This window comes from Pseudomonas putida NBRC 14164 (assembly GCF_000412675.1).
Taxonomy (GTDB): Bacteria; Pseudomonadota; Gammaproteobacteria; order Pseudomonadales; family Pseudomonadaceae; genus Aquipseudomonas; species Aquipseudomonas putida.
In genome coordinates this window covers 1,372,648-1,397,216 of record NC_021505.1, presented here as the reverse complement: position 1 = coordinate 1,397,216, position 24,569 = coordinate 1,372,648, and the positions used below count along the sequence as shown (strand labels likewise).

The following is a 24,569-nucleotide window of genomic DNA, read 5'->3' as shown; positions in this document are numbered from 1 at the left end:
GTTGTCGACGGGTGGTCAACGCCGGTGGCCTGACCCTGGTAATTCATATCTGAATCGGTACATCCAGCCCTTGCGGCGCGGCGTACTCGGCCATGCGGCGGCGCGACAGTTCGAAGTGATAGCGCACCAGCTGGCCAGCCGCTTGCGGGTCGCGGCGCTCGATGGCCTGAATCATCTGCTCGTGCTGCTCGCAGGCGATTTCGAGGTCGCGCTGCATGTCATCGGTAGTGGGATGGCGATAGAAAATCTTGCCCAATCGGGTGTGATCGATCAGCAGGCGACGCAGGCTCGGCATCAGGTAGTCGTTGTGCGCCATCTTGCCGATTTCCAGGTGGAAGGCGTCGTTGTAGAGCACGCGGTTTTCAACGTCGCGTTCTTCGATGGCCTGACGGAACTGGGCCTGGATAGCCTTGAGCACCTCGATTTCTTCAGCGCTGGCGTAAGTGGCGGCCAGCTGGGTAGTGGCCACGTAGATAAGCGGCGCCGCAACGTAGAAGCTGTGCAGCGACTCGTGATTCATGGCGGCGACGCGTGGCGCGCGGTTGGCTTCCAGCTCGATGTAGCCTTCAGCGGCAATCTGGCGCAGCAGCTCGCGGACCGGGGGGCGCGACAGGCCAAACTCGTCGCACAGGGCCAGTTCGTCCACCACGGCGCCCGGGGCCAGTTCCATGCTCATGATCCGGCGGCGCAGTGCTTCGGCGAGGACGGCTTTGCGGTCCTGCGGCACGTCTGCAGCGAGTGGTTGGACGGTGGCTTTCATGGCGGCCTTCTTTGTTGTCATAGAGCTGTGTCTACTATTTGTATAACGACTATAGGGCACTGTTAGACAATGTGTCTACAGCATTCTCGATGAACGGTGAAAACTGCCTGGCCCTTTGTTTTCAAGGGTTACAGCGGCTCCCGGGGTGTGATTAAACACCCTTGGGGGTGCATTGCCAAACCAGACAGGTAATTGGCCAAATGCGACACAGCGAGCACTTTTGGCGCCGCTGGGCGACCCGAATGAACGCCGGCGGCCTCCGGCAGGTCAGCTGCTTACATTTCACACGGAGGTCTTGCCATGCTCGATATCCACGCTGCTGCGGCTTCGCAGCATAATGTTCATGGTCTGGAGCGGGTCAGTTCGCTGGCCGGCGGGGCGCTGATGCTCAGCAAGGGGCTGCGCCATGGCGGGCTGGTCGGCTTGCTGCAGATGGTGGTGGGCGGTATTGCGGTGGCACGCGGGGTCAGCGGGCATTGCTCGACCAAGGCGTGGTGGCAGCGGCATCGGCAGGAGTACCACCGGTTGCGTTCGGATATTGAACGCAGTGCGGCGGAGCTGGAGGCGTTGAAGGCCAGTGCCAAGGCGGCGACGCGGGGAGTGACGGTGACCGGTAAGGATCCGTTGGCTGACAGCTGATCTTTTTATCGCCTGGACCGGCCTCTTCGCGGGGCAAGCCCGCTTCCACAGGTACCGCACAGTGTTGGAGGTGCAGCCGGCAGGGACGTCTAGCGCAACGCCTTGCTTTGTAGTACCTCGGACTTGCGGCCCAGCACGTTCTCGCTGATTTGCACGAACTCTTCGGTGGTTACGCTGGGCAGCCGCATCAGCCCGCGCACCACATCGTCCAGCGAACGCTTGGCCTGGGTATGAATGCGGATTTCCTTGTCCAGTGCCTGTAGCAGGATTACCCCGCGGGCTACCTGGGCCGGGCTTGCGCGTTCGCCCTTGAGCTGGGTGACCTTGGCGCCCTGCTTGCTCAGGCGCGCCTGCCAGGCCTGGTAGCGGTCATCGCTGACCCCGCCCGAACGGCGCAGCAACTCGCTGGCGTAGTAGTCGGTCAGGCTTTCCACCAGCCAGTCATTGCCGTCGCGCCCCCGGATCTGCGCAAACAGCTGCACCACTTCGCGCAGTAACGGGCTGCTGCCGTTCTCGCTCACCATCGGCCGGGCGCTGTGCAGGTACAGCGAACCCTGCGCGGCCATTGCCCCGCGCCACATGCCGTCACGGGCACCGACCAGCAGCAGCTTTGGCGGGTTGCGCGGGAACACCGCCTGCAGCTGCGGCCAGACGTAGGTCAGCAAGGTCAGGCTATCCATGCGCCGCATGCCCTGCCCCACCGGCGCGGCCACGGTGACCTCGGTATCGCCCAGGCGGGCACGGCGGCTACCCAGGTCGCCGGCCAGCATCCAGCCAGTCGGGCGGTCGAACAGGCGCGAAACGTTGTCAATGCGGAACTTGTCCTTGCCAATGCGTGGCCAGGAGGTCTCGATGCTCTTCCAGCCCTCGGGCAAGTCGAACGCCAGGCGCGCCACCAGCTCGGTGCCATCTTGCTGGTCAAGCCGCGCAGGCGGTACCAGCTGGTCGCCGAGGAACAGCGCCCAGTGCGGGGTAATACGTGAGGAATAGGCACCGCTTGCGAGCTGCTGGTCCAGCTGCACGCGGTAGCTGAGGCTGGTCTTGCCGGCCGCCGGCTGCCACACGCCACGCTGGCCCTTGAGTTGCCATTGGCCATCAGCCTGGAAGCCGCTGAAGGCACCCGCCTTGCCCAGGTCGAAGTCGAGGCTGCGCACAGCACTGCCTTCTGCCAGGGTCAGGCGGACTTCCGCCTGGCCACTGGCGGGCAACAGGCGCACCTGGTAGTCAAGGTCGACCTTTTTCGCCCAGGCTGGCGAACTGGCCATCAGGCCCAACAGCAAGAACAGCTGGCAACGCATACAGAAACTCCTTGTTTCCCCGTGGCAGCGGGCCGCGCCGGTCAGCTGGCGCGGAAGATCAGGTGGTCTTCCCAGTCGTCTTCGTGCACATCCTGCTCCCTGAGCATACGCCCCGACTGGGAAATGCGCTGTTCATGGACCTGCTGGCGATCGCCACAGACAAGATGGTGCCAGGCCGGCAGGTCCTTGCCCTCGCTGACCAGGCGATAACCGCAGGTGCTTGGCAGCCACGTGAACTGGTCGGCCTTGCCCGGGGTGAGCTGGATGCAGTCCGGTACATGCGCGAAGCGGTTGGGGTAGTCGCTGCACTGGCAGGTATCCATGTCCAGCAACTTGCAGGCGATACGCGTGTAATAGACGCTATTGTCGTCTTCGTCCTCGAGCTTTTGCAGGCAGCACAGGCCGCAGCCGTCGCACAGCGACTCCCACTCTTGCGGGCTGAGTTGTTCGAGGGTCTTGCGCCGCCAGAACGGCGCGTTTTCAGCGATCATCACACGGTTTCCTGCATTCATCTTGGGGCCACGGCGCGCGGCGGCGCCAGTCTAGAGCCTGGCCTTCGGCAAAGCCAGACCGCTTGTCAGTCGCGACGGGACGCAGTAGCGTGCCGCTTTCCCGTACGTTTGCAGGAGCTGTCATGAGCGCCACCCCCCGCATTGCCGATTACGCCATCAACGAACAGTTCATCAACCGCTGGTCGCCACGCGCCTTCACCGCCGAGCCGATCAGCGAAGAAACCCTGCTGAGCTTCCTGGAAGCCGCACGCTGGGCACCGTCGGCGTACAACTCGCAGCCTTGGCGCTTCCTGTATGCACGTCGCGACACGCCGAACTGGGAGCGCTACCTGAACCTGCTGGTGCCGTTCAACCGCAGCTGGGCGCAACAAGCCTCGGCGCTGGTGCTGATCATTTCCAAGACCACCTTTGCAGCCCCGGGCGCCACGGAAGAAAAACCGGCGCTGTGGCACACCTTCGACACAGGTTCCGCCTGGGGCCACCTGGCCCTGCAGGCCAGCATCAGCGGCTGGCATACCCATGGCATGGCCGGTTTCGACCAGGACCTGGCGCGTCAGGAACTGAAGGTTCCCGAGGGCTACGTGCTGCATGCCATGGTGGCGATTGGCAAGCTGGGTGACAAGGCCAGCCTGGATGAAGCGCTGCAGTCGCGTGAAGTGCCAAGCCCGCGCAAGCCGTTGAGCGAGCTGGCTGCCGAGGGTGATTTCAGCCTGTAAAGCCTGTGTAGGCTGCACTGGCCTCTTCGCGGGCTCGCCCGTTCCCACAGGCACGGTGTTGTACCTGTGGGAGCGGGCGAGCCCGCGAAGAGGCCGGCACAGGCAACATCAATCAGTAGCCCCGAGCGAAGTCCACTTCCCCACGCAACCCCTGCCCCGCTTCATAAGCCCGCACATTCTCGACAAACAACCGCACCATCGCCGCCGGCGAGGTGGGTGCCGAACTGTGCCCGGTCAGCAACAGCCCCCAGGCGGTCCAGAACGGGTGTTGTTTGGGTAGTGGTTCCTGCCGGCAGACATCAATCACCGCACCGGCCAGATGGCCTTCCTTCAGCGCTTCGACCAGGTCGGCATCGACCACAGCCACGCCACGCCCGGCATTGATGAACAACGCCGTGGGCAGGAAGCACTTGAACAGCGCCGCGTCATACAGGTCATGGGTAGCCGGGGTGTCCGGCAGCAGGTTGATCACGTAGTCGACCTGGCCAACCATGCGCGGCAAGTCGGCCAGGGCCGCCACCTCGACGAACGGTGCCTGTTCCCGGGCGGTGCTGGCCACACCGTACAGCACCACACCAAACGGTTGCAGGAACTCGGCCACACGCTGGCCAATGTCGCCGGTGCCGACAATCAGCACCTTGCGCCCTTCCAGCGTGCGCCCCGGGCGGTCATCCCAGCGCCGCTCGACCTGGCTGACCAGGCGCGACAGCACCTCGCGCTCATGGCCAAGCATGTAGGTCAGCATGTACTCGGCCATCACCTGGCCGAAAATGCCCACCGCACGGGTCAGGCGATAATCACGCGGCAGGCCGTCGGCCAGCAACGGCGTGATACCGGCCCACGTCGATTGCATCCACTGCGGCTTGAGGCCCTGGCGCAGCAAGCTTGCCAGCAGGTCCGGCTGGCCCAGCCACACCGTGCACTGCGATGCCTGCTGCGCCAGTTCGGCGGAGTCACCGCTGGTCAGGATTTCAACTTCAGGCGCTGTTTCACGCAATAGCCCGGCGTATCGAGCATGCTCATGCTCAGCAATCAGTACACGCATGGTCAGACCGGGTCGTTACGGCGCAGCAGCTCTTCGGGCAGGTGTTCGATGTACTCATCTTCCAGCGGCGGCATCTGCAGGTGGTAGCCCTGGTTGTCGAGGTTTTCCAACACCTTGGTGATGTCCTCGCGGGCCAGCTTGCGCTCGGGGCTGAGCACCAGGTCAAACGCGTGGATGGGGGTACCGAAGGCCGGCAGCAGCCCTTCGGGCACGCGCTCCAGGCCGTCAGCCTTGAGCACGTAGAGGTACATTTCGTTCTTGCGGGGGCTCTTGTAGATCGAGCAAATGCGTTTCATCGGGTCTCTCCGGCACCTGCGAGGTTGTCCAGCAGGGCCTGGCCCATGCGCTCACGGCGCCAGCCGCGCAGCGAATCGGGCAGTTGATAAGGGCCGTTGGGGTAGCCGCTCTTGAGCAGCGCCTCCAGGGCTTTCTTGCGCAGCATCAGCTCGGGGGTAATCCCCAGGCGCTCGCCTTCGGCCTGGCCGATGGCACGCAGCTGCTTGAGGATGCCGGCGGCCTCGATCGGCAATGGCTCGGGCAAGGGCGCTGGCCACTGCTCCGCTGGCAGACTACCGGCGCGCTTGATCAGCTGGATGAGGAACTCACCGTCCTGACGAATGGTGCGCGGGTGCATCTCGTCGATCTTGGCCAGCGCCGACAGGTTGCCTGGCTGGCTCTTGGCCATGGGCCACAACGAGTGTTCCTTGAGGATGCGGTTACGCGGTACATCGCGGTTGCGGGCTTCGCGCTCGCGCCAGGCGCACAGTTCACGCAGCACCGCCAGTTGCTGGGGGGCCAACTTCCAGGCGAGCTTGACGTCGCGGTACAGGCTTTCGGGCTCGACTTCACGACGCAATGCGGCCACCAGTTCGGCACCGTCCTCCAGCACCCAGGCGTACTTGTCGTCGGACAAGCGCGGGCGCAGCGCGGTGAACAGCTCGGCCAGGTGCACGGCATCCTCGGCAGCGTAGCTGACCTGGGTTTCCGAGAGCGGGCGCTGCAGCCAGTCGGAACGGGTCTCGCCCTTGGGCAGCTCGATACCCAGCACCTCTTGCACCAGGCGCGAATAGCCCATGCTGAAGCCCAGGTTCAGGTAACCGGCAGCCAGCTGGGTGTCGAACAGCGGCTGCGGCAGCTTGCCGGTCAGGCGCAGCAGCACTTCAAGGTCTTCGCTGCAGGCGTGCAGCACCTTGACCACGCCACTGTCTTCCAGCAGGTCGGCCAAGGGCTGCCAGTTGCCGATCAACAGCGGGTCGATCAGGAAGGCCCGCTGGCCGTCACCGATCTGAATCAGCCCGGCTTTCGGGTAAAAGGTGTCGACCCGCATGAATTCGGTGTCGACGGCGACAAAGGGCAGTTGGTGCCAGTCGCGGCAGTGTTCGGCCAGGCTCTGGTCGTCACGGATCCAGTGAATTTCGATGGCCACGAGGCTCTCCCACTAACATTGGCGCGCAGTATATACGGCGCGGGCACTGCTGGTGAAACCCGGGCCATCCTTGATATCGATCAGTGGTGCAATTGTGTGGGTGCCGGCGCTGTTTCAGCGCTTGGCCGCCAGCCAAGGCCGGCAGCTGGCGAACAGGTCCAGCGACTGCTGGTAGAGCTCGGTGTGCACCTGCAACAGGCCGAGCATGGAGTGGAACAGGTTGTCCTGCGACAGCGGGGCATCGCTGAGCTTGGCCAGGCAGTCGGTGTCGAGGCCGAAGTCTTCCTTGTAGCTGTCGGAGAACCAGGTCAGCAGCGGCACGTGCTTCTGCTGCTCTGGGGCGATGGCGTAAGGCGTGCCGTGCAGGAACAGGTTGTACTCGCCCAGCGACTCGCCATGGTCGGACAGGTAGATCATGGCCGTGTCGACTTTGTCCTGTTTGCTGCGCAAGGTGTCGATCAGCGACGCCAGCACCTTGTCGGTGTAGGCCAGGGTGTTGTCGTAGCCGTTGATGATTTCCTGCTCGCTGCACTGGTTCAGCGCGTTGCTCTGGCACACCGGCGTGAAGCGCTCGCCGCCATTGGGGTAGCGCTTGAAGTATTCCGGGCCGTGGCTGCCCATCTGGTGCAGCACCAGCACGGTATCCTTGTCGAGGTTGTCGATCAGCTCGTCCAGGCCTTGCAGCAGGATCTGGTCATGGCATTCGCCATTGGCGCAGAGCTGGGGGTCCTTGAGGTTGCTGACATCAATGAACTGCACGCGGTCGCAGGTACCCTTGCAGCCTGACTGGTTGTCACGCCATTGCACGGCCAGGCCGGCACGCTGAAGGATGTCCAGCAGCCCTTCGCGGTTCTTCGCCACGCGGGCGTCGTAATCCTTGCGCTTCATGCCCGAGAACATGCACGGCACCGAAACTGCCGTTTCCGTACCGCACGAGTGCACGTCGGAAAACGCCAGCAGGCCCTGTTCCCTGGCCAGGTTCGGCGTGGTATCGCGGTCATAGCCCAGCACGCCGAAATGGTCTGCACGGGCACTTTCACCCACCACCAGCACTGTCAGCGACTTGCGCTCATGTTTTTGCCAGGCGGCATCACGCTTGGCATCTTCGCCATAGTGCTGGAACGGGCGCGAAGCAGTACCGACTCGCTCGCTGACATAACCAATGGAGGCCCCGACGATATTGCTCGGGGTCAGCATCAGACGCAGTTCGTGGTGGTTGCGAAACAGCGACGACAAGCCTTGGTAGTTGACCAGCGCTACCGAGCCAAGGGCCACTACACAGGCACCACTGACCACCAGCTTGCCCAGCAGCTCACGGTGCCAGGGGCGGTAGGCGACAGGCGCTTTCCAGAGCAGCACCGAAGGCAATACGCCCAGCAGCAGGATATAGGCAGCAAACTTCAGCGACATCAAGTCGCGCACTTCTGCAACATTGGTTTCAGCCATATTGCGGAACATGCCGGCATCAATAAGTACACCGTACTGGTTCATGAAGTAAGCCACACCGGCTCCACTCATGAACAACACGATAAGTAACGGCTTCAATATATAGCGGAAGGCAAACAAGGTGAGGATCAGATTGAAGGCAAACAACATCAGCACGGCAAATGCCAGGCTCAGCCACAGCCCTGACAGGCCGGCGGGCACGACCTCTTGCAGATGCTCCCAAAGGAACATGTTGAAGCCAATCAGCAGGTAAAGGCTGGCCAGCAGCGTGACCCATTCAGTCCGCAGGGATTTGAAGTTGAGCATCAGCGTTCGCAATCAAGAGTGATTATCAACCCCCAGGCCGCATGGCACCGCGGGAAAGTTGGGCGAACTCTAGAAAGCGCGTCATCAATTTTTCGTGAAAAAGACGGTAACAATTTAGTGAAGCTGCGTCTTTTATCAATTACCTGACAGCGGTTCAGCTGGCATTCAGCCTGGCAGCCGTCACAAGCCTGCGCAAACGCGGCTATCCTCAGTGGTCAGGACCTTACCGACAACCCTGACAGAGGTGAAGAAATGCCAGTTCCGCATGATCTGCTCGCTGACCTGCACGTTACCGCTGATGCATTCCAGGCGCTCATAGACAAGGACCCGACGCTGCATACGCTGCACAAGGAATACAACGCCAAGGACAAGGAGGTGGTCGCCGCCGAAGGCAACGGTACCAACGACGACGCCGTCAACCGGCTGCGCAAGGAACGGTTGCTGATCAAGGACAAGATCGAACGGATCATCCATCCGCCCAAATCCTGACAAAAATTCATCAAACCTGCTGGCCTCTTCGCGGGCTCGCCCGCTCCCACAGGGTCGTCACAGCCGTCAAGACCTGTGCAGTACCTGTGGGAGCGGGCGAGCCCGCGAAGAGGCCAGCAGCCCTTACACTGCAGCCAGGGCTTTCAGTGCACCATCCAGGTCCTCGATCAGGTCGCGGTAATCCTCGATCCCCATCGACAGTCGCAGCAGGTTCTCGCTGATCCCCATCACGCCTTTCTGCTCCGGGCTCAGCGAGCAGTGCGACATGGTCCACGAGTGGTTGATCATGCTCTCCACCCCGCCCAGCGAGTCCGCCAGCACAAAAATCTGCAACGCCTCCACCAGGCGGTTGAGCGCGGCCCTGTCACCCTTGACCTTCATCGCCACCACCGCCCCGCCACTGCGCATCTGGCGTTTGCACAGTTCATGCTGGGGGTGGCTTTCCAGCCCCGGGTAATACACCTGCTCGATCTGCGCATGCCCTTCGAGGAAGCGTGCCACCTGCAGGGCGTTGCTGCATTGGCGTTCCATGCGCACATCCAGGGTTTTCAGGCCGCGCAGGGCTAGGTAGCAGTCGAACGGCCCCTGCACCGCGCCAATCGCCATGCTGATGCGGCGCAGGCGCGCCAGCAGCGCATCATTGGCCGCCACCACCACACCGCCGGTGAGGTCGGAGTGGCCACCGATGTACTTGCTGGCCGAGTGCATCACCAGGTCCACACCCAGGGTGATCGGACGCTGGTTCCACGGCGAGCAGAAGGTGTTGTCGATGCAGGTAAGGATACCCCGCGCCCTGGCCAGGTCGCACACGGCCTTGATGTCGACCAGGTGCAGCAAGGGGTTGGTCGGCGACTCGATCCAGATCAGCTGGGTTTCCGGCTTGATGGCGGCGGCCACGGCCTCAAGGTCGTTGAGGTCGACATAGGTGGTGGTCAGGCCCGAGGTACGGCTGCGGTAGTCTTCCAGGATGCGGAAGGTGCCGCCATACACGCCGTTCATCACTACCACATGGGAGTCCTTGGGCAGCAGCTCCAGCACCGTCGCAGTGGCATTCACCCCCGAGGCACAGGCCACCGCGCCCACGCCTTCCTCCAGGGCGGCGACACAGGTTTCGTAGGCATGCCGGGTGGGGTTGCCGACCCGGCTGTAGGAGTATTCCGGCTTGTCGTCCAGGCTGCGCTTGGTGAACGAGCTGGCGGTGACGATGGCCGGGAAGATGGCGTTTTCGGCGACGCTGAACTGCTCGCCGGCGTGAATGGTACGGGTGGCGAAATTGCGCGGCTTGTCGGACATGGTCAGGCCCATTGGCAGAGTGAAGGCTGCAACTATCGCACAACCCAAATCATCTGGCCTTGGGGTAATCTGTGAAAAATTTTTCTACACGGCTCGCGCGCGATATGGACAGTTTCGACCAGCACATTCTTACCCTGCTACAGCGCGATGCCTCGATCTCGCTCAAGGACCTGGCCGAGGCCGTCAACCTGTCCACCACGCCGTGCTGGAAGCGGGTCAAGCGCCTGGAAGAAGAAGGCTACATACTTGGCCGTGTCGCCCTGCTGGACCCCGAACGGCTAGGGCTGGGGCTGACGGTGTTCGTCCAGCTCAAGACCCAGCGCCACGACAGCGCCTGGCTGGAGCAGTTTGCCGCGACCGTGACCGGGTTCGAGGAAGTGATGGAGTTTTACCGCATGTCGGGGGACTGGGATTACATGCTGCGGGTGGTGGTGGGGGATATTGCGGCGTATGACCGGTTCTACAAAAAGCTGATTACCCGTACCGATGGGCTGTCGAACATCACCTCCAGTTTCGCCATGGAGCAGATGAAGTACACCACCGCTTACCCGGTGCATCGTTCCTGATTCTGTATGGCTGCACCGGCCCTATCGCCGGCAAGCCAGCTCCCACAGGTTTATCCCAGGTTCTGAAATCTGTGCGGTCCCTGTGGGAGCTGGCTTGCAGGCGATAGGGCCCTTGCAGGCAACCTGTCAATCCGAAGCCAACACCGCCGCAATGCGGTTCCCCGCCTTGGCTTTCTCGACCTTGATGGCCACAAATTTCGAGGTCGGGGTGTAGGTCCCCTCGCCATAACTTTCCAGCGGCACCAGTGGGTTGGTCTCCGGGTAATACGCCGCCGCCTGCCCCTCAGGCACGTCATACGCCACCAGGCGGAACCCCGACACCCGCCGCTCCACGCCATCCTCCCACAGGGACACCAGGTCCACCTGCTCACCCGGCTCGAAGCCCAGGCGGCGGATGTCGGCCTCGTTGACGAACACCACTTCACGCAGGCCGAACACCCCGCGGTAGCGGTCATCCAGGCCATACAGGGTGGTGTTGTACTGGTCATGCGAGCGCAGCGTCTGCAGGATCAGGTCGGGCTTGTCACCCCGCGCCAGTACCTTGGCGTTGACCAACTCTTCCGGCAGTGCGTGGGGCATGAAGCGGGCCTTGCCCGTGGCCGTGCGGAAGTTGCGATCGGCGGCATTGTTGCCCAGGTGGAAACCGCCCGGGCTATGCAGGCGTTGGTTGAAGCCGGTGAAACCCGGGATCACGTCGGCGATCATGTCACGAATGCGGTTGTAGTCGGCCACCGCATACTCCCAGTCGATCGGCTGATTGCCCAGCGTGGCCTTGGCCATGCCGGCGACGATCCACGGTTCGGAGCGCATGTGCGGCGAACGCGGGCGCAACTGGCCGTTGGAGATGTGCACCATGCTGAAGGTGTCCTCCACGGTCACGCCTTGCGGCCCTTCGGCCTGCAGGTCGATTTCGGTACGGCCCAGGCACGGCAGGATCAGCGCATCGCGGCCTGTCACCAGGTGCGAGCGGTTGAGCTTGGTGGAAATCTGCACGGTCAACGCGCAGTTCTGCAGGGCCGCGTGGGTGCGCGGGGTGTCCGGGGTGGCTTGGGCGAAGTTGCCGCCCAGGGCGATGAACACCTTGGCCCGGCCCTCTTCCATGGCCTTGATCGCCAGCACCGCGTTGTGCCCGTGGGCCCGAGGCACGCGGAACTGGAAGCGTTTTTCGATGGCGTCGAGCAGCGCGGCCTTGGGCTTCTCGTCGATGCCCATGGTGCGGTCGCCCTGCACGTTGCTGTGGCCGCGCACCGGCGACAGGCCGGCGCCGGGCTTGCCGACGTTGCCGCGCAGCAGCTGCAGGTTGACGATTTCCTGCACGGTCGGCACCGAATGGCGGTGCTGGGTGACGCCCATGGCCCAGCACATGATCACCCGCTCGGCCTTGCGGTACATGCGTGCGGCCAGCTCGATCTCGGCCAGGGTCAGACCCGACTGTTTGACGATGTGTTCCCACGAGGTGGCGTCCACCGCTGCCAGGTAGTCATCGACGCCGCTGGTGTGCTCGGCAATGAAAGCATGGTCGAACACCGCCGGCTCGCCCTTGGCCTGGGCTTCGCGCTCCCACTGCAAGAGGAATTTGGCAATGCCACGCATGGCCGCCATGTCACCACCCAAGGCCGGGCGGAAGTAGGCGCTGGACGTCGGCTCGGAGCCGTTGCTGAGCATTTCGAACGGGTGCTGCGGGTGCTGGAAGCGCTCCAGGCCACGCTCTTTGAGCGGGTTGAAGCACACCACCTGGGCCCCGCGCTTGACCGCCTCACGCAGCGGTTCGAGCATGCGTGGGTGGTTGGTGCCGGGGTTCTGGCCGATGACAAAGATGGCGTCGGCCAGCTCCAGGTCGTGAAACACCACGGTGCCCTTGCCCACCCCGAGGGTTTCCGACATGCCGGCGCCGCTGGCTTCGTGGCACATGTTCGAGCAATCGGGGAAGTTGTTGGTGCCGTAAGCGCGCACGAACAGCTGGTACAGGAACGCCGCCTCGTTGCTGGCCCGGCCCGAGGTGTAGAACTCGGCCTCATCGGGCGACTGCAGCGCACGCAGGTGCGTGGCGACCAGCTCGAAGGCCTCCTGCCAGGTGGTTTCGACATAGTGATCGGTGGCAGCGTCGTAGCGCATCGGGTGCGTGAGGCGGCCTTGGTATTCGAGCCAATAGTCGGTCTGGTCCTTCAGCGCGCTGACGCTGTATTTGGCGAAGAAGGCCGGGTCGACCGAGCGGCCGGTGGCTTCCCAGTTAACCGCCTTGGCGCCGTTTTCGCAGAACTTGACCATATCGCTTTCCGGCGACTCGCCCCAGGCACAGCCGGGGCAGTCGAAGCCGCCGTTCTGGTTGGTCTTGAGCATGGCCCGCAGGTTCTTGAAGGCATTTTCGCTGCCCAGCCAGCTTTTGGTGACGCTCTTGAGCGCCCCCCAGCCAGCGGCGGCGCCCTTGTAGTCCCTGATGTGTTCGTCCTGGCTCATGCGATGAATCCTCACGCTTCGATGCTTTTTTCCAGCCTATTGAGCGTGAGGCAGGGGCGTCTAATCGAAAGATCTTACGGTGTGATAAGCGGTTTCGATCATGGGCGGGAATGGGGTTGCAGTATTCGCGGGCACGCCCGCTCCCACAGGATTACCTTGCACCTCAGCCCTGTGATGTACCTGTGGGAGCGGGCATGCCCGCGAACGAGGCGACTCGGTGCAGGCTTGGGAATGCCATGATAGAGGCCGTCGATCAAGCAGTCGGACAAAGCAATTTGACGCACCTGCGGCCAGGTTATAGCTTGGAGTTGTGTCCCAACCCATTCGAGCGCGAACGTGGAACAGAACAGCCGGGCCCTGATCGACGGCTTCAACCGGAAAATCGACTACCTGCGGATGTCGGTCACCGACCGCTGTGACTTCCGTTGCGTGTACTGCATGGCAGAAGACATGCAGTTTCTGCCGCGCCAGCAAATCCTCAGCCTCGAAGAACTGTTCCAGGTGGCCGAGCGCTTCGTCGCCCTGGGCACCCGCAAGATCCGCCTGACCGGCGGCGAGCCATTGGTACGCCAGGGCATCGTCGAGTTGTGCGGGCGCATTGCCGCCCTGCCCGGCTTGCGTGAACTGTGCATGACCAGCAACGGCTCACAACTCGGGCGCCTGGCCCAGCCGCTGTTCGATGCCGGCGTGACGCGCCTGAACATCAGCCTCGACAGCCTGGACACCGACCGCTTCCAGCAGCTGACCCGCACCGGCGACCTGCATCAGGTCATCGCCGGTATCGACGCCGCACGCAAGGCCGGGTTCAAGCGCACCAAGCTCAACTGCGTGGTGCTCAAGGGCCGCAACGACCATGAACTGGTCGACCTGGTGCGCTTCGCCATTGATCGCGAACTGGACATCACCTTCATCGAAGAAATGCCGCTTGGGGTGATCAGCGAGCACGAACGCGGCGAGTCGTTCTGCTCCAGTGATGAAGTACGTGAGCGCCTGGCCGAGCAGTTCACCCTGATCGAATCCACCGAATCCTCACAGGGCCCGGCCCGCTACTGGCGGCTGGCCGAAACCGCGAACACCCGAGTCGGCTTCATATCGCCGCACAGCCACAATTTCTGCGCCACCTGCAACCGCGTGCGCCTGACGGTCGAAGGCCGCCTGCTGCTGTGCCTGGGCAATGAACATTCGGTGGACTTGAAGCATGTGCTGCGCGCGCACCCTGGCAATGCCGAACGCCTGGAAAAGGCCATCCGCGATTCGCTGCACCTCAAGCCCTACCGTCATCACTTCGAAGTCGGTGGCGACGTGCAGATCCTGCGCTTCATGAACATGACCGGCGGCTAAGCGGCCGTCTCTGGAAATCCATGATCGTCCACCCAACCCCAGATGTGCTGCGCGTGCTGTTCACCCTCAAGGGTTCGATCGTCAAGCGCATTGCCCTGCGCTGCCTGATGGTGACCCTGCTGGCCGCGCTGATCGTGCTGATCGAGCGCCATTACCCGGCGTTTTTCTACCCGGTGAGTGCCACGCCGTTCACCTTGCTGGGCCTGTCGCTGTCGATCTTCATGAGCTTTCGCAACAACGCCTGCTATGACCGCTGGTGGGAGGGCCGCAAAGCTTGGGGCAAGCTGATCATCGAAACCCGCTCGTTCGTGCGTGAAAGCGTGGTGATTACAGATGAAAAACTGCGTAACCAACTGCTGCGTAGCCTGTGCGGTTTTGCCCATGCATTGAATGCGCGGCTGCGCGGTGAGGACGAACTGGCGGCTGCCCGGCCATGGCTCGCCCGGCCAGAGGCGATCAGCCCGCACAACGTGTGCGATGGCATCCTGCGCGAAATTGGCCAGCATTGCTCAAGGCTGGCAGAGCAACAGCAGATCAGTGACTGGCGCTACAGTTTGCTGGAGCAGCGGCTGGTAGGGTTGACCGAAGTGCAGGCCACCTGTGAGCGGATCAAGGGTACACCCTTGCCGTTCCCCTATACGCTGCTGCTGCACCGTACCATCTACATCTTCTGCATTCTGCTGCCGTTTGCCCTGGCCGAGCCGCTGGGCTGGCTGGCGCCGCTGTTCACCACCATCGTGGGGTACACGTTCTTCGGGCTGGATGCGATTGGCAACGAGCTAGAAGACCCATTCGGGCGCGATGAGAATGATTTGCCGACCGATGCCATGGTGCGGACTGTGGAGCGGGATGTGCTGGCGGGGTTGGGGGAGCAGCAGTTGCCGCCAGCGTTGTTGCCGGTCGGATATGTGTTGAGCTGAGCAAATGCGCCCTCCTGTGCTGGCCCTTTCGCGGGTTTACCCGCGAAAGGGCCGGTACAGGACCCAGTTCAGCCCCGGCTTGCGCAGGCCTCGATCGGCAACAGGTGTTTGACGAAGTTGCACGGCCGATGGCGGGCATCCAGCTGCTCGGCCAGAATCCCTTCCCATGCCGTACGACAGGCCCCGGTAGAGCCCGGCAGGCAGCACACCAACGTGTGGTTCGACAAACCTGCCAACGCCCGGCTCTGCACGGTCGAGGTGCCGATATCCAGAATCGACAACGCCCGGAACAGCTCACCAAAACCGTCGATGCGTTTGTCCAGCAGGCACTCGACTGCCTCCGGCGTGCTGTCTCGCCCGGTAAAGCCGGTGCCGCCCGTAATCAGCACCACCTGCACCTGCTCATCGGCAATCCAGGTCGCCACCTGGGCGCGGATCTTGTACAGGTCGTCCTTGAGCAGCGCCCGCGCCACCAGCCGGTGGCCGATCTCTACCGAACGGCTGGCCAGCAGCTCGCCAGAGGTATCGTTGTCGTAGGTACGGGTGTCGCTGACGGTCAGCACGGCGATGTTCAGCGGTATGAAGACTGCATCGGGTTGGACGCGCACGGTAAAGCTCCTTGAATGGCATTGTCGCCACGCTAGAGGCACGGCCCGAGGGCGTCCAATCAATATGGCGTACCGGGCGATCAATGACATCTATCGCAGACGTGGGTTAAGGTCTGCATAACCAGACGCCAGGCACTTTCATGGACATCAAGCAGCTCAAGTTCCTCATCGCCCTCGACCAGACCCGCCATTTCGGCCAGGCGGCGGCGTTGTGCCATATCACCCAGCCGACGCTGTCCATGCGCCTGCGCAACCTGGAGGACGAACTGGAGCTGGTGCTGGTCAAGCGTGGCCAGCGCTTCGAAGGTTTTACCGAAGCCGGCGAGCGCATCCTGGCCTGGGCCCGCACCCTGCTCGCCGCCCACGACGGCCTGCAGGCCGAGGCTGCCAGCTGCCGCGGCCAGGTGGTCGGCAGCCTGCGCCTGGGCACCGTGCCGCTGGCCAGCTTCAACCCCATGCACCTGCTGCTGCCGCTGCGCGAAAAATTCCCCGAACTGCACTTTCAGCTCAGCTCGCTGAGCTCGGAACAGGTCATCGACGGGCTCAGCCGCAACCAGCTCGACCTGGGTATCTGCTACCTGGACCAGGTCAACACCAGCTTCTTTGAAGTGATCGAACTGGGCACCACCACCATGGGCCTGCTGCACGACACCCGGCACTTCCAGTTCGCCAGCGACCCGCTGCGCTGGGATGCACTCAGCGACATACCACTGGGCCTGCTGAGCAAAGGCATGCACTACCGCCAGTCTCTGGACCTGAGCTTCCGCAGCCGCGGCCTGGAGCCGAATGCGGTGCTGGAAAGCGACTCGACCTTCCAGCTGATCCAGGCCATCAACACTGGCATGTGCTGCGCGATAATGCCGCTGGACTGCGGCCTGGAAGACCTCAGCGAGCACCTGCGCATCGTGCCGGTGGCCGACGCCGCCATCCACAGCCCGGTCGGCCTGCTGTTACGCCGCAGCGAGCCGCGCTCGGCGATTGCCGAACAGTGCTTCGCCGAGGCGCGGGCACTGTTTCAAGCCACCTGATCGCTGGTTGCCTGGCGGTACTGGCGCGGGGTAAAGCCGGTCAGTTGCTTGAACTGGCGGCTGAAGGCGCTGTGGTCGGTGTAGCCGCAGCACATCGCCACGTCCGTGATGGGCAGGTCCGAATGCAACAGGCGGTGGGCGTGTTCCAGGCGTGCCTTGTGGATCATCTGCCGGGGCGTGAGGTGGAACACCCGCTTGCAGTAGCGCTCCAGCTGGGCCACGGAAATACCGGCGATGCGGGTCAGCTCGCCCATGCTGATCGGCTGGTGAAAGTGCTGGCGAATGTGCTCGTCCACGGCGGCCAGCCGCTGATAGGCGGGGTGGCTGTCGGCGGCTGATTGCAGGTCGACCGAAATGCCGACCAGGCCGATGATCTCGCCCGCCTGGTTGTACAGCGGGCGCTTGTGGGTCAGGCACCAGCCGGGTTCACGGCTGCCGTACAGGTGCAGTTCCAGTTGGTCCTCCAGCACCATCCCTTCCTTGAGCACCCGGCGGTCCTGTTCGGTGTAGCCGGGGCCGAGCTGTGCCGGGAACACCTCGGCGCTGGTCTTGCCCAGCAACGGTTGCAGGCGCTTGAGGCCACAGCGCTGGACCAGGGTGTTGTTGGCCAGCACATAGCGGGCAGCCGGGTCCTTGATGAAGATGGCGGCGTTGGGGATGGCGTCGAGGATCGGCAGCAGCAGCGACACACCGGCAAGCAGGGCCTCGAGGGTGGCGGGGCGGTGCTGGTCGAGGGACTGGTAGAGGGTTGCCAGGGGGGTGTTGGTCATCTTCTCTATCTCGGTTTGCTGGGCGGGCCTCTTCGCAGCACAAGGCTGCTCCTACAGGTCTTGATAGCCATGCGGTCCTTGTAGGAGCAGCCTTGTGCTGCGAAGAGGCCAGCACTGGCGCTGCATCTCTCAAACCCTTATCCGGTATGGCCTACAGCCTATCTACCAGCCCACCCTGGCCACCAGCTTTTTTTGCAACTGTGCCGATTTCGTCATCCCCCCTGCAGAAAACCATCAAGAACCGTCGCCCCGACCGGTTCACTCTATGCCCCACGCAAGCCGCCCAAGTCCTACAAGAGCGCGGCCCAAAAAGCCGCATCTCGTGACATCAGACCTGCCTATCCAATAACCAACAAAAAGGCGAACCCATGTCAGGCAAATTCAAAAAACAGCTATCACTGCTGGACCTCACCTTCATCGGCCTAGGGGCCATTTTCGGCTCCGGCTGGCTGTTCGCCGCCAGCCACGTGTCGGCCATCGCCGGCCCGGCCGGCATCCTCTCCTGGTTCCTCGGCGGGTTCGCCGTACTGCTGCTGGGCATCGTCTACTGCGAGCTGGGCGCCGCCTTGCCGCGTGCCGGTGGCGTGGTGCGCTACCCGGTTTACTCGCACGGCCCACTGCTCGGCTACCTGATGGGTTTCATCACCCTGATCGCCTTTTCCAGCCTGATCGCCATCGAAGTGGTCGCCTCACGCCAATATGCCGCCGCCTGGTTCCCCGGGCTGACCAAGGCCGGCTCCAGCGACCCGACCGTGCTCGGCTGGCTGGTGCAGTTCGCCCTGCTGGGGCTGTTCTTCTTCCTCAACTACCGCAGCGTGAAAACCTTCGCCAAGGCCAACAACCTGGTCAGCGTGTTCAAGTTCATCGTGCCGCTGCTGGTAATCGGCGTGCTGTTCACCTTCTTCAAGCCAGAAAACTTCGAGGTCCAGGGCTTTGCACCGTTCGGCCTGTCCGGGGTGGAAATGGCCGTGTCGGCAGGCGGCATCATCTTCGCCTACCTGGGCCTGACGCCGATCATTTCAGTGGCCAGCGAGGTGAAGAACCCACAGCGCACCATCCCTATCGCACTGATTTTGTCGGTGCTGCTGTCCACCGCGATCTACGCCCTGCTGCAACTGGCCTTCCTCGGCAGCGTGCCCACCGAAATGCTGGCCAACGGCTGGGCCAGCGTGACCAAGGAACTGGCCCTGCCCTACCGTGACATCGCCCTGGCCCTGGGTGTGGGCTGGCTGGCCTACCTGGTGGTGGCCGACGCCGTGATCTCGCCCAGTGGCTGCGGCAACATCTACATGAACGCCACCCCGCGGGTGATCTACGGCTGGGCGCAAACCGGCACCTTCTTCAAGTACTTCACCCGCATCGATGCAGAATCCGGCATCCCGCGCCCGGCCCTGTGGCTGACGTTTGGCCTGTCGGTGTTCTGGACCCTGCCGTTCCCCTCGTGGGAAGCGCTGATCAACGTGGTATCGGCTGCCCTGGTACTGAGCTACGCCGTCGCCCCGGTCACCGTCGCCGCCCTGCGCCGCAATGCACCAGACATGCCGCGCCCGTTCCGGGTCAAGGGCATGGCCGTGCTCGGCCCGCTGTCGTTCATCATCGCCGCGCTGATCGTGTACTGGTCGGGCTGGAACACCGTGTCGTGGCTGCTGGCCCTGCAAATCGTGATGTTCGTGCTGTACCTGCTGTGCAGCCGTTTCGTACCCACCCAACACCTGTCGCTGGCCCAGCAAGTACGCTCGTCGGCATGGCTGATCGGCTTCTACGCGGTGACCATCCTGCTGTCGTGGTTGGGCAGCTTCGGCGGCCTGGGTGTGCTCGGCCACCCGTTCGACACCGTGGCTGTGGCCGCCTGCGCGCTGGGCATCTACTACTGGGGCGCCGCGACTGGCGTGCCTGCCCACCTGGTGCGCCTGGAAGGTGAAGACGAAAGCGAAGCCGCCGCAGAAACCTATACCCGCCGCCCTGCCGCCGTCGCTTCCTGATCTTTTACGCAAGGGACAAGCCCATGAAACAGATACACGTCATCGACTCCCACACTGGCGGCGAACCAACCCGCCTGGTGATGAAGGGCTTCCCGCAACTGCGCGGCCGCAGCATGGCCGAACAGCGCGACGAACTGCGCGAGCTGCACGACCCATGGCGCCGTGCCTGCCTGCTGGAGCCACGCGGCAACGATGTGCTGGTCGGCGCGCTGTATTGCCCACCGGTGTCGGCCGACGCTACCTGCGGGGTGATCTTCTTCAACAACGCCGGCTACCTGAACATGTGCGGCCACGGCACCATCGGCCTGGTAGCCTCGTTGCAGCACCTGGGCCTGATCGCACCGGGTGTGCACAAGATCGACACCCCGGTCGGCCAGGTCAGCGCCACCCTGCATGAAGACGGCGCCATCACCGTCGGCAACGTGCCCTCCTACCGCTACCGCCAACAGGTGGCGGTGGACGTGCCCGGCCATGGCGTGGTGCATGGCGACATCGCCTGGGGCGGCAACTGGTTCTTCCTGGTTTCCGAACACGGCCAGCGTATCGAGCTGGCCAACCGTGAGGCGCTGACCGAGTACACCTGGGCCATGCTCAAAGCCCTGGAAGCCCAGGGCATCACCGGTGAAAACTGCGCGCTTATCGACCACGTCGAGCTGTTTGCCGACGACGCCAACGCCGACAGCCGCAACTTCGTGATGTGCCCCGGCAAGGCCTACGACCGCTCGCCCTGCGGCACCGGCACCAGCGCCAAGCTGGCCTGCCTGGCCGCCGACGGCAAGCTTGCCGAAGGCCAGACCTGGGTACAGGCCAGTATCACCGGCAGCCAGTTCCATGGCCGCTACGAGCGCGACGGCGAGCACATTCGCCCGTTCATCACCGGCCGCGCCTACATGACCGCCGACAGCACCCTGCTGATCGACGAACAGGACCCGTTCGCCTGGGGCATCTGACCCCGCCTTTTTCCGACTGAATACTGCGAGGAGTGACAACAATGACCAACAACATCTTCACCGGCACCATGCCCGCCCTGATGACCCCGTGCACCGCCGAACGCAAGCCGGACTTCGACGCCCTGGTGCGCAAGGGCCGTGAACTGATCGAGGCCGGCATGAGCGCTGTGGTGTATTGCGGCTCGATGGGCGACTGGCCGCTGCTGACCGAAGCCGAGCGCCAGGAAGGCGTGGCGCGCCTGGTGGCCGCCGGCATCCCGACCATTGTCGGCACCGGCGCGGTAAACACCCGTGAAGCGGTAGCGCATGCCGCCCACGCCGCCGAAGTGGGCGCCGCCGGCCTGATGGTCATCCCTCGCGTGCTCAGCCGCGGTGCTTCGCTGATCGCCCAGAAACACCACTTCTCGGCCATCCTCGCGGCGGCGCCCAAGCTGCCAGCGGTGATCTACAACAGCCCCTACTACGGTTTTGCCACGCGCGCCGACCTGTTTTTCGAGCTGCGCCGCGAATTCCCCAACCTGATCGGCTTCAAGGAATTCGGTGGTGGCGCCGACCTGCGTTACGCCGCCGAACACATCACCTCCAAGGATGACGACGTGACCCTGATGGTCGGCGTGGACACCCAGGTGGTGCATGGCTTCGTCAACTGCAACGCCACCGGTGCCATCACCGGTATCGGCAACGCCCTGCCCCGCGAGGTGCTGCACCTGGTGAGTCTGAGCAAGCAGGCGGCCAAGGGCGACGCCAAGGCCCGCCGCCTGGCGCGCGAGCTGGAAGCGGCGCTGGCGGTGCTGTCGTCGTTCGATGAAGGCTGCGACCTGGTGCTGTACTACAAGCACCTGATGGTGCTGAACGGCGACAGCGAGTACAGCCTGCACTTCAACGAAACCGACGTGCTGACCGATGCCCAGCGCAACTATGCCGAACAGCAGTACGCGCTGTTCCGCAACTGGTACGCCAGCTGGTCGGCCGAGCAGAACATCGCCTAAGCAGCCACTGCTTTCCCTGTGGGAGCGGGCGTGCCCGCGAACACCGGCGCAGCCGGTGTCAGGTACCGAGTTGCCTGATTCGCGGGCACGCCCGCTCCCACAGGGTTCGTAGTGCCCCCATGCATATGCATTAGATTTCCAAGGAGGCTACATGACCCTCACCGGCTACATGCTGATCGGCCAGACGCCGGTAACCGGCAGCCGCGAAGCCATCCGCGCCATCGACCCGGCCACCGGCCAGCCACTGGAACCGGCCTACCTGGGCGGCACCGGCGAACACGTGGCCCAAGCCTGCGCCCTGGCCTGGGCGGCGTTCGATGGCTACCGCGAAACCACGCTCGAACAACGGGCACAATTCCTCGAAACCATCGCCACCCAGATCGAAGCGCTGGGCGATGCCCTGATCGACCGCGCCGTGGCCGAAAGCGGTCTGCCCAAGGCGCGTATCCAGGGCGAGCGTGGCCGCACCTGTACCCAGCTACGCACCTTCGCCCGGGTAGTGCGGGCCGGTGAATGGCTGGATGTGCGGGTCGACAACGCCCAGCCAGAACGCCAGCCCTTGCCGCGCGCCGACCTGCGCCAGCGCCAGGTGGCCCTGGGGCCGGTAGCCGTGTTCGGCGCCAGCAATTTCCCGCTGGCCTTCTCGGTGGCCGGTGGCGACACCGCATCGGCATTGGCGGCTGGCTGCCCAGTGGTGGTCAAGGCCCACAGCGCCCACCCGGGCACCAGCGAACTGGTCGGCCAGGCGGTGGCGCAAGCGGTGAAGCTGTGCGGCTTGCCGGCCGGCGTATTCTCGCTGTTATACGGCTCCGGCCGTGAAGTCGGCATCGCGCTGGTCAGCGACCCGCGCATCAAGGCCGTTGGCTTTACCGGCTCACGCAGCGGTGGTATCGCGCTGTGCCAGGCGACCCAGGCCCGCCCAGAGCCGATCCCGGTGTACGCCGAAATGAGTTCGATCAACCCGGTGTTCCTGTTCGAGGCGGCCCTGCAGGCCCGTGCCGAAGCGCTGGCGCAAGGCTTCGTCGCCTCGTTGACCCAAGGTGCCGGCCAGTTCTGCACCAACCCCGGGCTGGTGATTGCCCCCCAAGGGCCGGCTTTACAGCGGTTTATCGACGCTGCCAGCGAGCACGTGCGCCAGGCCGCTGCGCAAACCATGCTCACCCCGGGCATCTTCAGTGCCTACCAGGCCGGTGTCGGTGGCTTGGCAGGAAACGCCAATGCCCAGGCTGCGGCCAGCGGGCAGGCCGGGCAAGGCCCCAACCAATGCCAGGCGCAATTGTTCGTCACCCAAGCCGAAGCCTTCCTCGCCGACCCGGCGTTGCAAGCTGAAGTGTTTGGCGCGGCGTCGCTGGTGGTGGCGTGTGCCAGCGATGAACAGGTACACCAAGTGGCCGAGCACCTGGAAGGCCAGTTGACCGCTACCCTGCAACTGGACGATGCCGACATCGACCGCGCCCGTGCGCTGCTGCCGACCCTTGAACGCAAGGCTGGGCGCATTCTGGTCAATGGCTGGCCGACCGGCGTCGAGGTGTGCGATGCCATGGTCCATGGCGGGCCGTTCCCGGCCACCTCCGATGCCCGTACGACCTCGGTGGGCACGGCGGCGATCCTGCGCTTCCTGCGGCCGGTGTGCTACCAGGACTTCCCCAATGCCCTTCTGCCGCAGGCCTTGCAGCACGGCAACCCGCTGCAACTGCGGCGCCTGCTCGACGGCAAACGGGAAGGCTGAGCATGGTCGAAAACCCTGAAGCCGATATCGCCGTGGTGGGCGCCGGGATTGTCGGCGTTGCCTGTGCCCTGCAACTGGCCCGCCAGGGCCTCCGGGTGCTATTGGTCGACCGCCAGGCACCCGGCCATGGGGCGTCCTATGGCAACGCCGGGCACCTGGCCACCGAGCAGGTGTTCCCGATTGCCGACCTGTCGATCCTCAAGCGCTTGCCGCGCATGCTGCTGGACCCGATGGGCCCACTGCGCCTGGACTGGAAGTACCTGCCCACGGCCATGCCCTGGTTCACCCGCCTGCTGCTCAACCTGCGCCCGGCCCCGTTCCAGCGCAGTGTGGCCGGCATCCGCACGCTGAACGAAGGCAGCCTGGGTGCATGGCAGCGCCTGCTGGGCTCGATCGGGCGCAGCGACCTGTTCCAGGAGGATGGTTCGTTGCTGGTGTTCGAGAAGCCTGAGTCACGCCAGGCACTGGAGGCGTTGCGCACCCGCATGCAACAGCAGGCGGTGCCGGTGGACGTCTGGTCGGCCGAAACCGTGCGCGAGGCAGCGCCGCAACTGAGCCCGTCACTGCTGGGCGGGTTGTTCTTTCCGCGCACCGGGCACTTCATCGACCCTTACCGGGTTGTGTGCGAACTGTTCGAAGCGGCCAAGGCCAGCGGCGTGCGCTTTGTTCAGGCGCAGGTCGATGGCGGGCAATTGCACAGCGCGGGCGTGAGCCTGGCCAGCGACCAAGGCACGCTCAATGCCCGCCAGGTGCTGATCAGCTGTGGTGCCCATTCTGCGAAACTGACCGCCGCGCTGACGGGCAAGCGGGTACCGCTGGACACAGAACGCGGTTACCACCTGATGTTGCCGGGTGAGCACCAGCGCCTGCCGTTTGCAGTCACTTCGCTGGAGCGCAAGTTCATCATGACGCCCATGGCCGAAGGCTTGCGCCTGGCCGGCACGGTGGAGTTCGCCGGGCTGGAGGCACCGCCAAGCATGCAACGGGCATGGCAGTTGCACCGGTTGAGCAAGGGGTTGTTCCGGCAAGACTTGAGCGTCGAAGGGGCGACGCCGTGGATGGGCTTCCGGCCTTCGTTACCGGACTCGCTGCCGGTGATCGACAGGGTGTGTGATGGGCGGGTGCTGTTGGCGTTTGGGCATCAGCACCTGGGGTTGACCCAGGCGGCGGTGACGGCGGAATGGGTGGGGCGGTTGGCTGAGCGGGCCGCTAGGCCTGAGATGGGAGCCTACCGGTTGGATCGGTTCTAGATTCGGGGGCCGCTGTGCGGCCCATTCGCCGGCAAGCCAGCTCCCACAG

General features: G+C 63.9%; 23 protein-coding genes. 12 read left to right on the top strand and 11 right to left on the bottom strand.

The genetic code is table 11. The features are described from left to right. Nucleotides 1–43: 43 nt before the first annotated feature. Complete coding sequence (locus PP4_RS06210; protein WP_016498376.1) at nt 44–760, bottom strand: GntR family transcriptional regulator; 717 nt, start codon at nt 758–760, stop codon at nt 44–46. A gap of 300 nt (nt 761–1,060) precedes the next feature. Here PP4_RS06210 and PP4_RS06205 point away from each other — a divergent pair, with 300 nt between their 5' ends. Then, nucleotides 1,061–1,399, top strand: coding sequence for a YgaP family membrane protein (locus PP4_RS06205; RefSeq protein ID WP_016498375.1), 339 nt, complete (start codon nt 1,061–1,063; stop codon nt 1,397–1,399). An 89-nt stretch (nt 1,400–1,488) separates the two neighbouring features. On the opposite strand, the gene PP4_RS06200 is transcribed toward PP4_RS06205, so the two are convergent. Both PP4_RS06200 and PP4_RS06195 read right to left on the bottom strand, forming a co-directional pair. Continuing rightward, nucleotides 1,489–2,697 (bottom strand): hypothetical protein, encoded by a 1,209-nt coding sequence (locus PP4_RS06200; RefSeq protein ID WP_016498374.1) that lies wholly within the window; start codon nt 2,695–2,697, stop codon nt 1,489–1,491. Between the two features lie 41 nt (nt 2,698–2,738). Beyond that, on the bottom strand, nt 2,739–3,188 hold the full coding sequence (locus tag PP4_RS06195; RefSeq protein WP_016498373.1) for a YcgN family cysteine cluster protein: 450 nt from the start codon (nt 3,186–3,188) through the stop codon (nt 2,739–2,741). Nucleotides 3,189–3,331: 143 nt separating this feature from the next. Between PP4_RS06195 and PP4_RS06190 the strand changes: the two genes are divergently transcribed. Beyond that, a complete protein-coding gene (locus PP4_RS06190; protein WP_016498372.1) occupies nt 3,332–3,925 on the top strand; it encodes a nitroreductase family protein in 594 nt (197 codons plus the stop codon). A gap of 112 nt (nt 3,926–4,037) precedes the next feature. Here PP4_RS06190 and PP4_RS06185 read toward each other — a convergent pair whose 3' ends face one another. The 4 genes from PP4_RS06185 to PP4_RS06170 form a co-directional block, all read right to left on the bottom strand. After that, on the bottom strand, nt 4,038–4,970 hold the full coding sequence (locus PP4_RS06185) for a D-2-hydroxyacid dehydrogenase (protein ID WP_016498371.1): 933 nt from the start codon (nt 4,968–4,970) through the stop codon (nt 4,038–4,040). Nucleotides 4,971–4,972: 2 nt separating this feature from the next. Continuing rightward, the gene (locus PP4_RS06180) at nt 4,973–5,266 is read right to left on the bottom strand and encodes a YcgL domain-containing protein (RefSeq protein WP_016498370.1); all 294 of its coding nucleotides are present in this window, start codon (nt 5,264–5,266) and stop codon (nt 4,973–4,975) included. Continuing rightward, entirely contained in the window at nt 5,263–6,396 is a 1,134-nt protein-coding gene (gene rnd / locus PP4_RS06175) for a ribonuclease D (RefSeq protein WP_016498369.1), read from the bottom strand. The genes PP4_RS06180 and rnd overlap by 4 nt, the downstream gene beginning before the upstream one ends. Nucleotides 6,397–6,510: 114 nt before the next feature. Then, entirely contained in the window at nt 6,511–8,148 is a 1,638-nt protein-coding gene (locus PP4_RS06170) for a phosphoethanolamine transferase (RefSeq protein ID WP_016498368.1), read from the bottom strand. A 252-nt stretch (nt 8,149–8,400) separates the two neighbouring features. On the opposite strand from PP4_RS06170, the gene PP4_RS06165 reads away from it, so the two are divergent. Beyond that, complete coding sequence (locus tag PP4_RS06165) at nt 8,401–8,637, top strand: YdcH family protein (RefSeq protein WP_016498367.1); 237 nt, start codon at nt 8,401–8,403, stop codon at nt 8,635–8,637. A 123-nt stretch (nt 8,638–8,760) separates the two neighbouring features. On the opposite strand, the gene PP4_RS06160 is transcribed toward PP4_RS06165, so the two are convergent. Then, a complete protein-coding gene (locus PP4_RS06160) occupies nt 8,761–9,942 on the bottom strand; it encodes a trans-sulfuration enzyme family protein (protein ID WP_016498366.1) in 1,182 nt (393 codons plus the stop codon). A gap of 92 nt (nt 9,943–10,034) precedes the next feature. On the opposite strand from PP4_RS06160, the gene PP4_RS06155 reads away from it, so the two are divergent. Continuing rightward, nucleotides 10,035–10,496 carry an Lrp/AsnC family transcriptional regulator gene (locus PP4_RS06155; RefSeq protein ID WP_016498365.1) on the top strand — a complete coding sequence of 154 codons (462 nt, stop codon included), beginning with the start codon at nt 10,035–10,037 and terminating at the stop codon, nt 10,494–10,496. Between the two features lie 126 nt (nt 10,497–10,622). On the opposite strand, the gene PP4_RS06150 is transcribed toward PP4_RS06155, so the two are convergent. Further along, complete coding sequence (locus tag PP4_RS06150) at nt 10,623–12,953, bottom strand: FdhF/YdeP family oxidoreductase (RefSeq protein ID WP_016498364.1); 2,331 nt, start codon at nt 12,951–12,953, stop codon at nt 10,623–10,625. A gap of 336 nt (nt 12,954–13,289) precedes the next feature. Between PP4_RS06150 and moaA the strand changes: the two genes are divergently transcribed. Continuing rightward, nucleotides 13,290–14,294, top strand: coding sequence for a GTP 3',8-cyclase MoaA (gene moaA, locus PP4_RS06145; protein ID WP_016498363.1), 1,005 nt, complete (start codon nt 13,290–13,292; stop codon nt 14,292–14,294). Nucleotides 14,295–14,314: 20 nt separating this feature from the next. Then, nucleotides 14,315–15,214 (top strand): bestrophin family protein, encoded by a 900-nt coding sequence (locus PP4_RS06140; RefSeq protein ID WP_016498362.1) that lies wholly within the window; start codon nt 14,315–14,317, stop codon nt 15,212–15,214. 68 nt (nt 15,215–15,282) lie between these two features. On the opposite strand, the gene moaB is transcribed toward PP4_RS06140, so the two are convergent. Further along, nucleotides 15,283–15,822: a molybdenum cofactor biosynthesis protein B gene (gene moaB, locus PP4_RS06135; RefSeq protein WP_016498361.1), complete on the bottom strand. Its 540-nt coding sequence runs from the start codon at nt 15,820–15,822 to the stop codon at nt 15,283–15,285. A 140-nt stretch (nt 15,823–15,962) separates the two neighbouring features. Here moaB and PP4_RS06130 point away from each other — a divergent pair, with 140 nt between their 5' ends. Continuing rightward, a complete protein-coding gene (locus PP4_RS06130; RefSeq protein WP_016498360.1) occupies nt 15,963–16,850 on the top strand; it encodes a LysR family transcriptional regulator in 888 nt (295 codons plus the stop codon). Here the strand turns inward: PP4_RS06130 and PP4_RS06125 are convergent. Next, a complete protein-coding gene (locus tag PP4_RS06125; protein ID WP_016498359.1) occupies nt 16,838–17,620 on the bottom strand; it encodes an AraC family transcriptional regulator in 783 nt (260 codons plus the stop codon). The genes PP4_RS06130 and PP4_RS06125 overlap by 13 nt on opposite strands. A 368-nt stretch (nt 17,621–17,988) precedes the next feature. Here PP4_RS06125 and PP4_RS06120 point away from each other — a divergent pair, with 368 nt between their 5' ends. The 5 genes from PP4_RS06120 to PP4_RS06100 all read left to right on the top strand — a co-directional run bounded on the left by PP4_RS06120 (nt 17,989) and on the right by PP4_RS06100 (nt 24,520). Further along, nucleotides 17,989–19,602 carry an APC family permease gene (locus PP4_RS06120; RefSeq protein WP_016498358.1) on the top strand — a complete coding sequence of 538 codons (1,614 nt, stop codon included), beginning with the start codon at nt 17,989–17,991 and terminating at the stop codon, nt 19,600–19,602. Nucleotides 19,603–19,625: 23 nt separating this feature from the next. Beyond that, nucleotides 19,626–20,552: a 4-hydroxyproline epimerase gene (locus PP4_RS06115; protein ID WP_016498357.1), complete on the top strand. Its 927-nt coding sequence runs from the start codon at nt 19,626–19,628 to the stop codon at nt 20,550–20,552. Nucleotides 20,553–20,593: 41 nt separating this feature from the next. After that, the gene (locus tag PP4_RS06110; protein WP_016498356.1) at nt 20,594–21,541 is read left to right on the top strand and encodes a dihydrodipicolinate synthase family protein; all 948 of its coding nucleotides are present in this window, start codon (nt 20,594–20,596) and stop codon (nt 21,539–21,541) included. A 151-nt stretch (nt 21,542–21,692) separates the two neighbouring features. Continuing rightward, on the top strand, nt 21,693–23,270 hold the full coding sequence (locus PP4_RS06105; RefSeq protein WP_016498355.1) for an aldehyde dehydrogenase (NADP(+)): 1,578 nt from the start codon (nt 21,693–21,695) through the stop codon (nt 23,268–23,270). A gap of 2 nt (nt 23,271–23,272) precedes the next feature. Continuing rightward, on the top strand, nt 23,273–24,520 hold the full coding sequence (locus tag PP4_RS06100) for an NAD(P)/FAD-dependent oxidoreductase (protein WP_016498354.1): 1,248 nt from the start codon (nt 23,273–23,275) through the stop codon (nt 24,518–24,520). The last annotated feature ends 49 nt before the right edge of the window (nt 24,521–24,569 follow it).

Bases quoted from the DNA above. Each gene is read 5' to 3' on its own strand.
- PP4_RS06210 (WP_016498376.1), bottom strand. From the start codon at position 760: ATGAAAGCCACCGTCCAACCACTCGCTGCAGACGTGCCGCAGGACCGC.
- PP4_RS06205 (WP_016498375.1), top strand. From the start codon at position 1,061: ATGCTCGATATCCACGCTGCTGCGGCTTCGCAGCATAATGTTCATGGT.
- PP4_RS06200 (WP_016498374.1), bottom strand. From the start codon at position 2,697: ATGCGTTGCCAGCTGTTCTTGCTGTTGGGCCTGATGGCCAGTTCGCCA.
- PP4_RS06195 (WP_016498373.1), bottom strand. From the start codon at position 3,188: ATGATCGCTGAAAACGCGCCGTTCTGGCGGCGCAAGACCCTCGAACAA.
- PP4_RS06190 (WP_016498372.1), top strand. From the start codon at position 3,332: ATGAGCGCCACCCCCCGCATTGCCGATTACGCCATCAACGAACAGTTC.
- PP4_RS06185 (WP_016498371.1), bottom strand. From the start codon at position 4,970: ATGCGTGTACTGATTGCTGAGCATGAGCATGCTCGATACGCCGGGCTA.
- PP4_RS06180 (WP_016498370.1), bottom strand. From the start codon at position 5,266: ATGAAACGCATTTGCTCGATCTACAAGAGCCCCCGCAAGAACGAAATG.
- PP4_RS06170 (WP_016498368.1), bottom strand. From the start codon at position 8,148: ATGCTCAACTTCAAATCCCTGCGGACTGAATGGGTCACGCTGCTGGCC.
- PP4_RS06165 (WP_016498367.1), top strand. From the start codon at position 8,401: ATGCCAGTTCCGCATGATCTGCTCGCTGACCTGCACGTTACCGCTGAT.
- PP4_RS06160 (WP_016498366.1), bottom strand. From the start codon at position 9,942: ATGGGCCTGACCATGTCCGACAAGCCGCGCAATTTCGCCACCCGTACC.
- PP4_RS06155 (WP_016498365.1), top strand. From the start codon at position 10,035: ATGGACAGTTTCGACCAGCACATTCTTACCCTGCTACAGCGCGATGCC.
- PP4_RS06150 (WP_016498364.1), bottom strand. From the start codon at position 12,953: ATGAGCCAGGACGAACACATCAGGGACTACAAGGGCGCCGCCGCTGGC.
- PP4_RS06140 (WP_016498362.1), top strand. From the start codon at position 14,315: ATGATCGTCCACCCAACCCCAGATGTGCTGCGCGTGCTGTTCACCCTC.
- PP4_RS06130 (WP_016498360.1), top strand. From the start codon at position 15,963: ATGGACATCAAGCAGCTCAAGTTCCTCATCGCCCTCGACCAGACCCGC.
- PP4_RS06125 (WP_016498359.1), bottom strand. From the start codon at position 17,620: ATGACCAACACCCCCCTGGCAACCCTCTACCAGTCCCTCGACCAGCAC.
- PP4_RS06120 (WP_016498358.1), top strand. From the start codon at position 17,989: ATGTCAGGCAAATTCAAAAAACAGCTATCACTGCTGGACCTCACCTTC.
- PP4_RS06115 (WP_016498357.1), top strand. From the start codon at position 19,626: ATGAAACAGATACACGTCATCGACTCCCACACTGGCGGCGAACCAACC.
- PP4_RS06110 (WP_016498356.1), top strand. From the start codon at position 20,594: ATGACCAACAACATCTTCACCGGCACCATGCCCGCCCTGATGACCCCG.
- PP4_RS06105 (WP_016498355.1), top strand. From the start codon at position 21,693: ATGACCCTCACCGGCTACATGCTGATCGGCCAGACGCCGGTAACCGGC.
- PP4_RS06100 (WP_016498354.1), top strand. From the start codon at position 23,273: ATGGTCGAAAACCCTGAAGCCGATATCGCCGTGGTGGGCGCCGGGATT.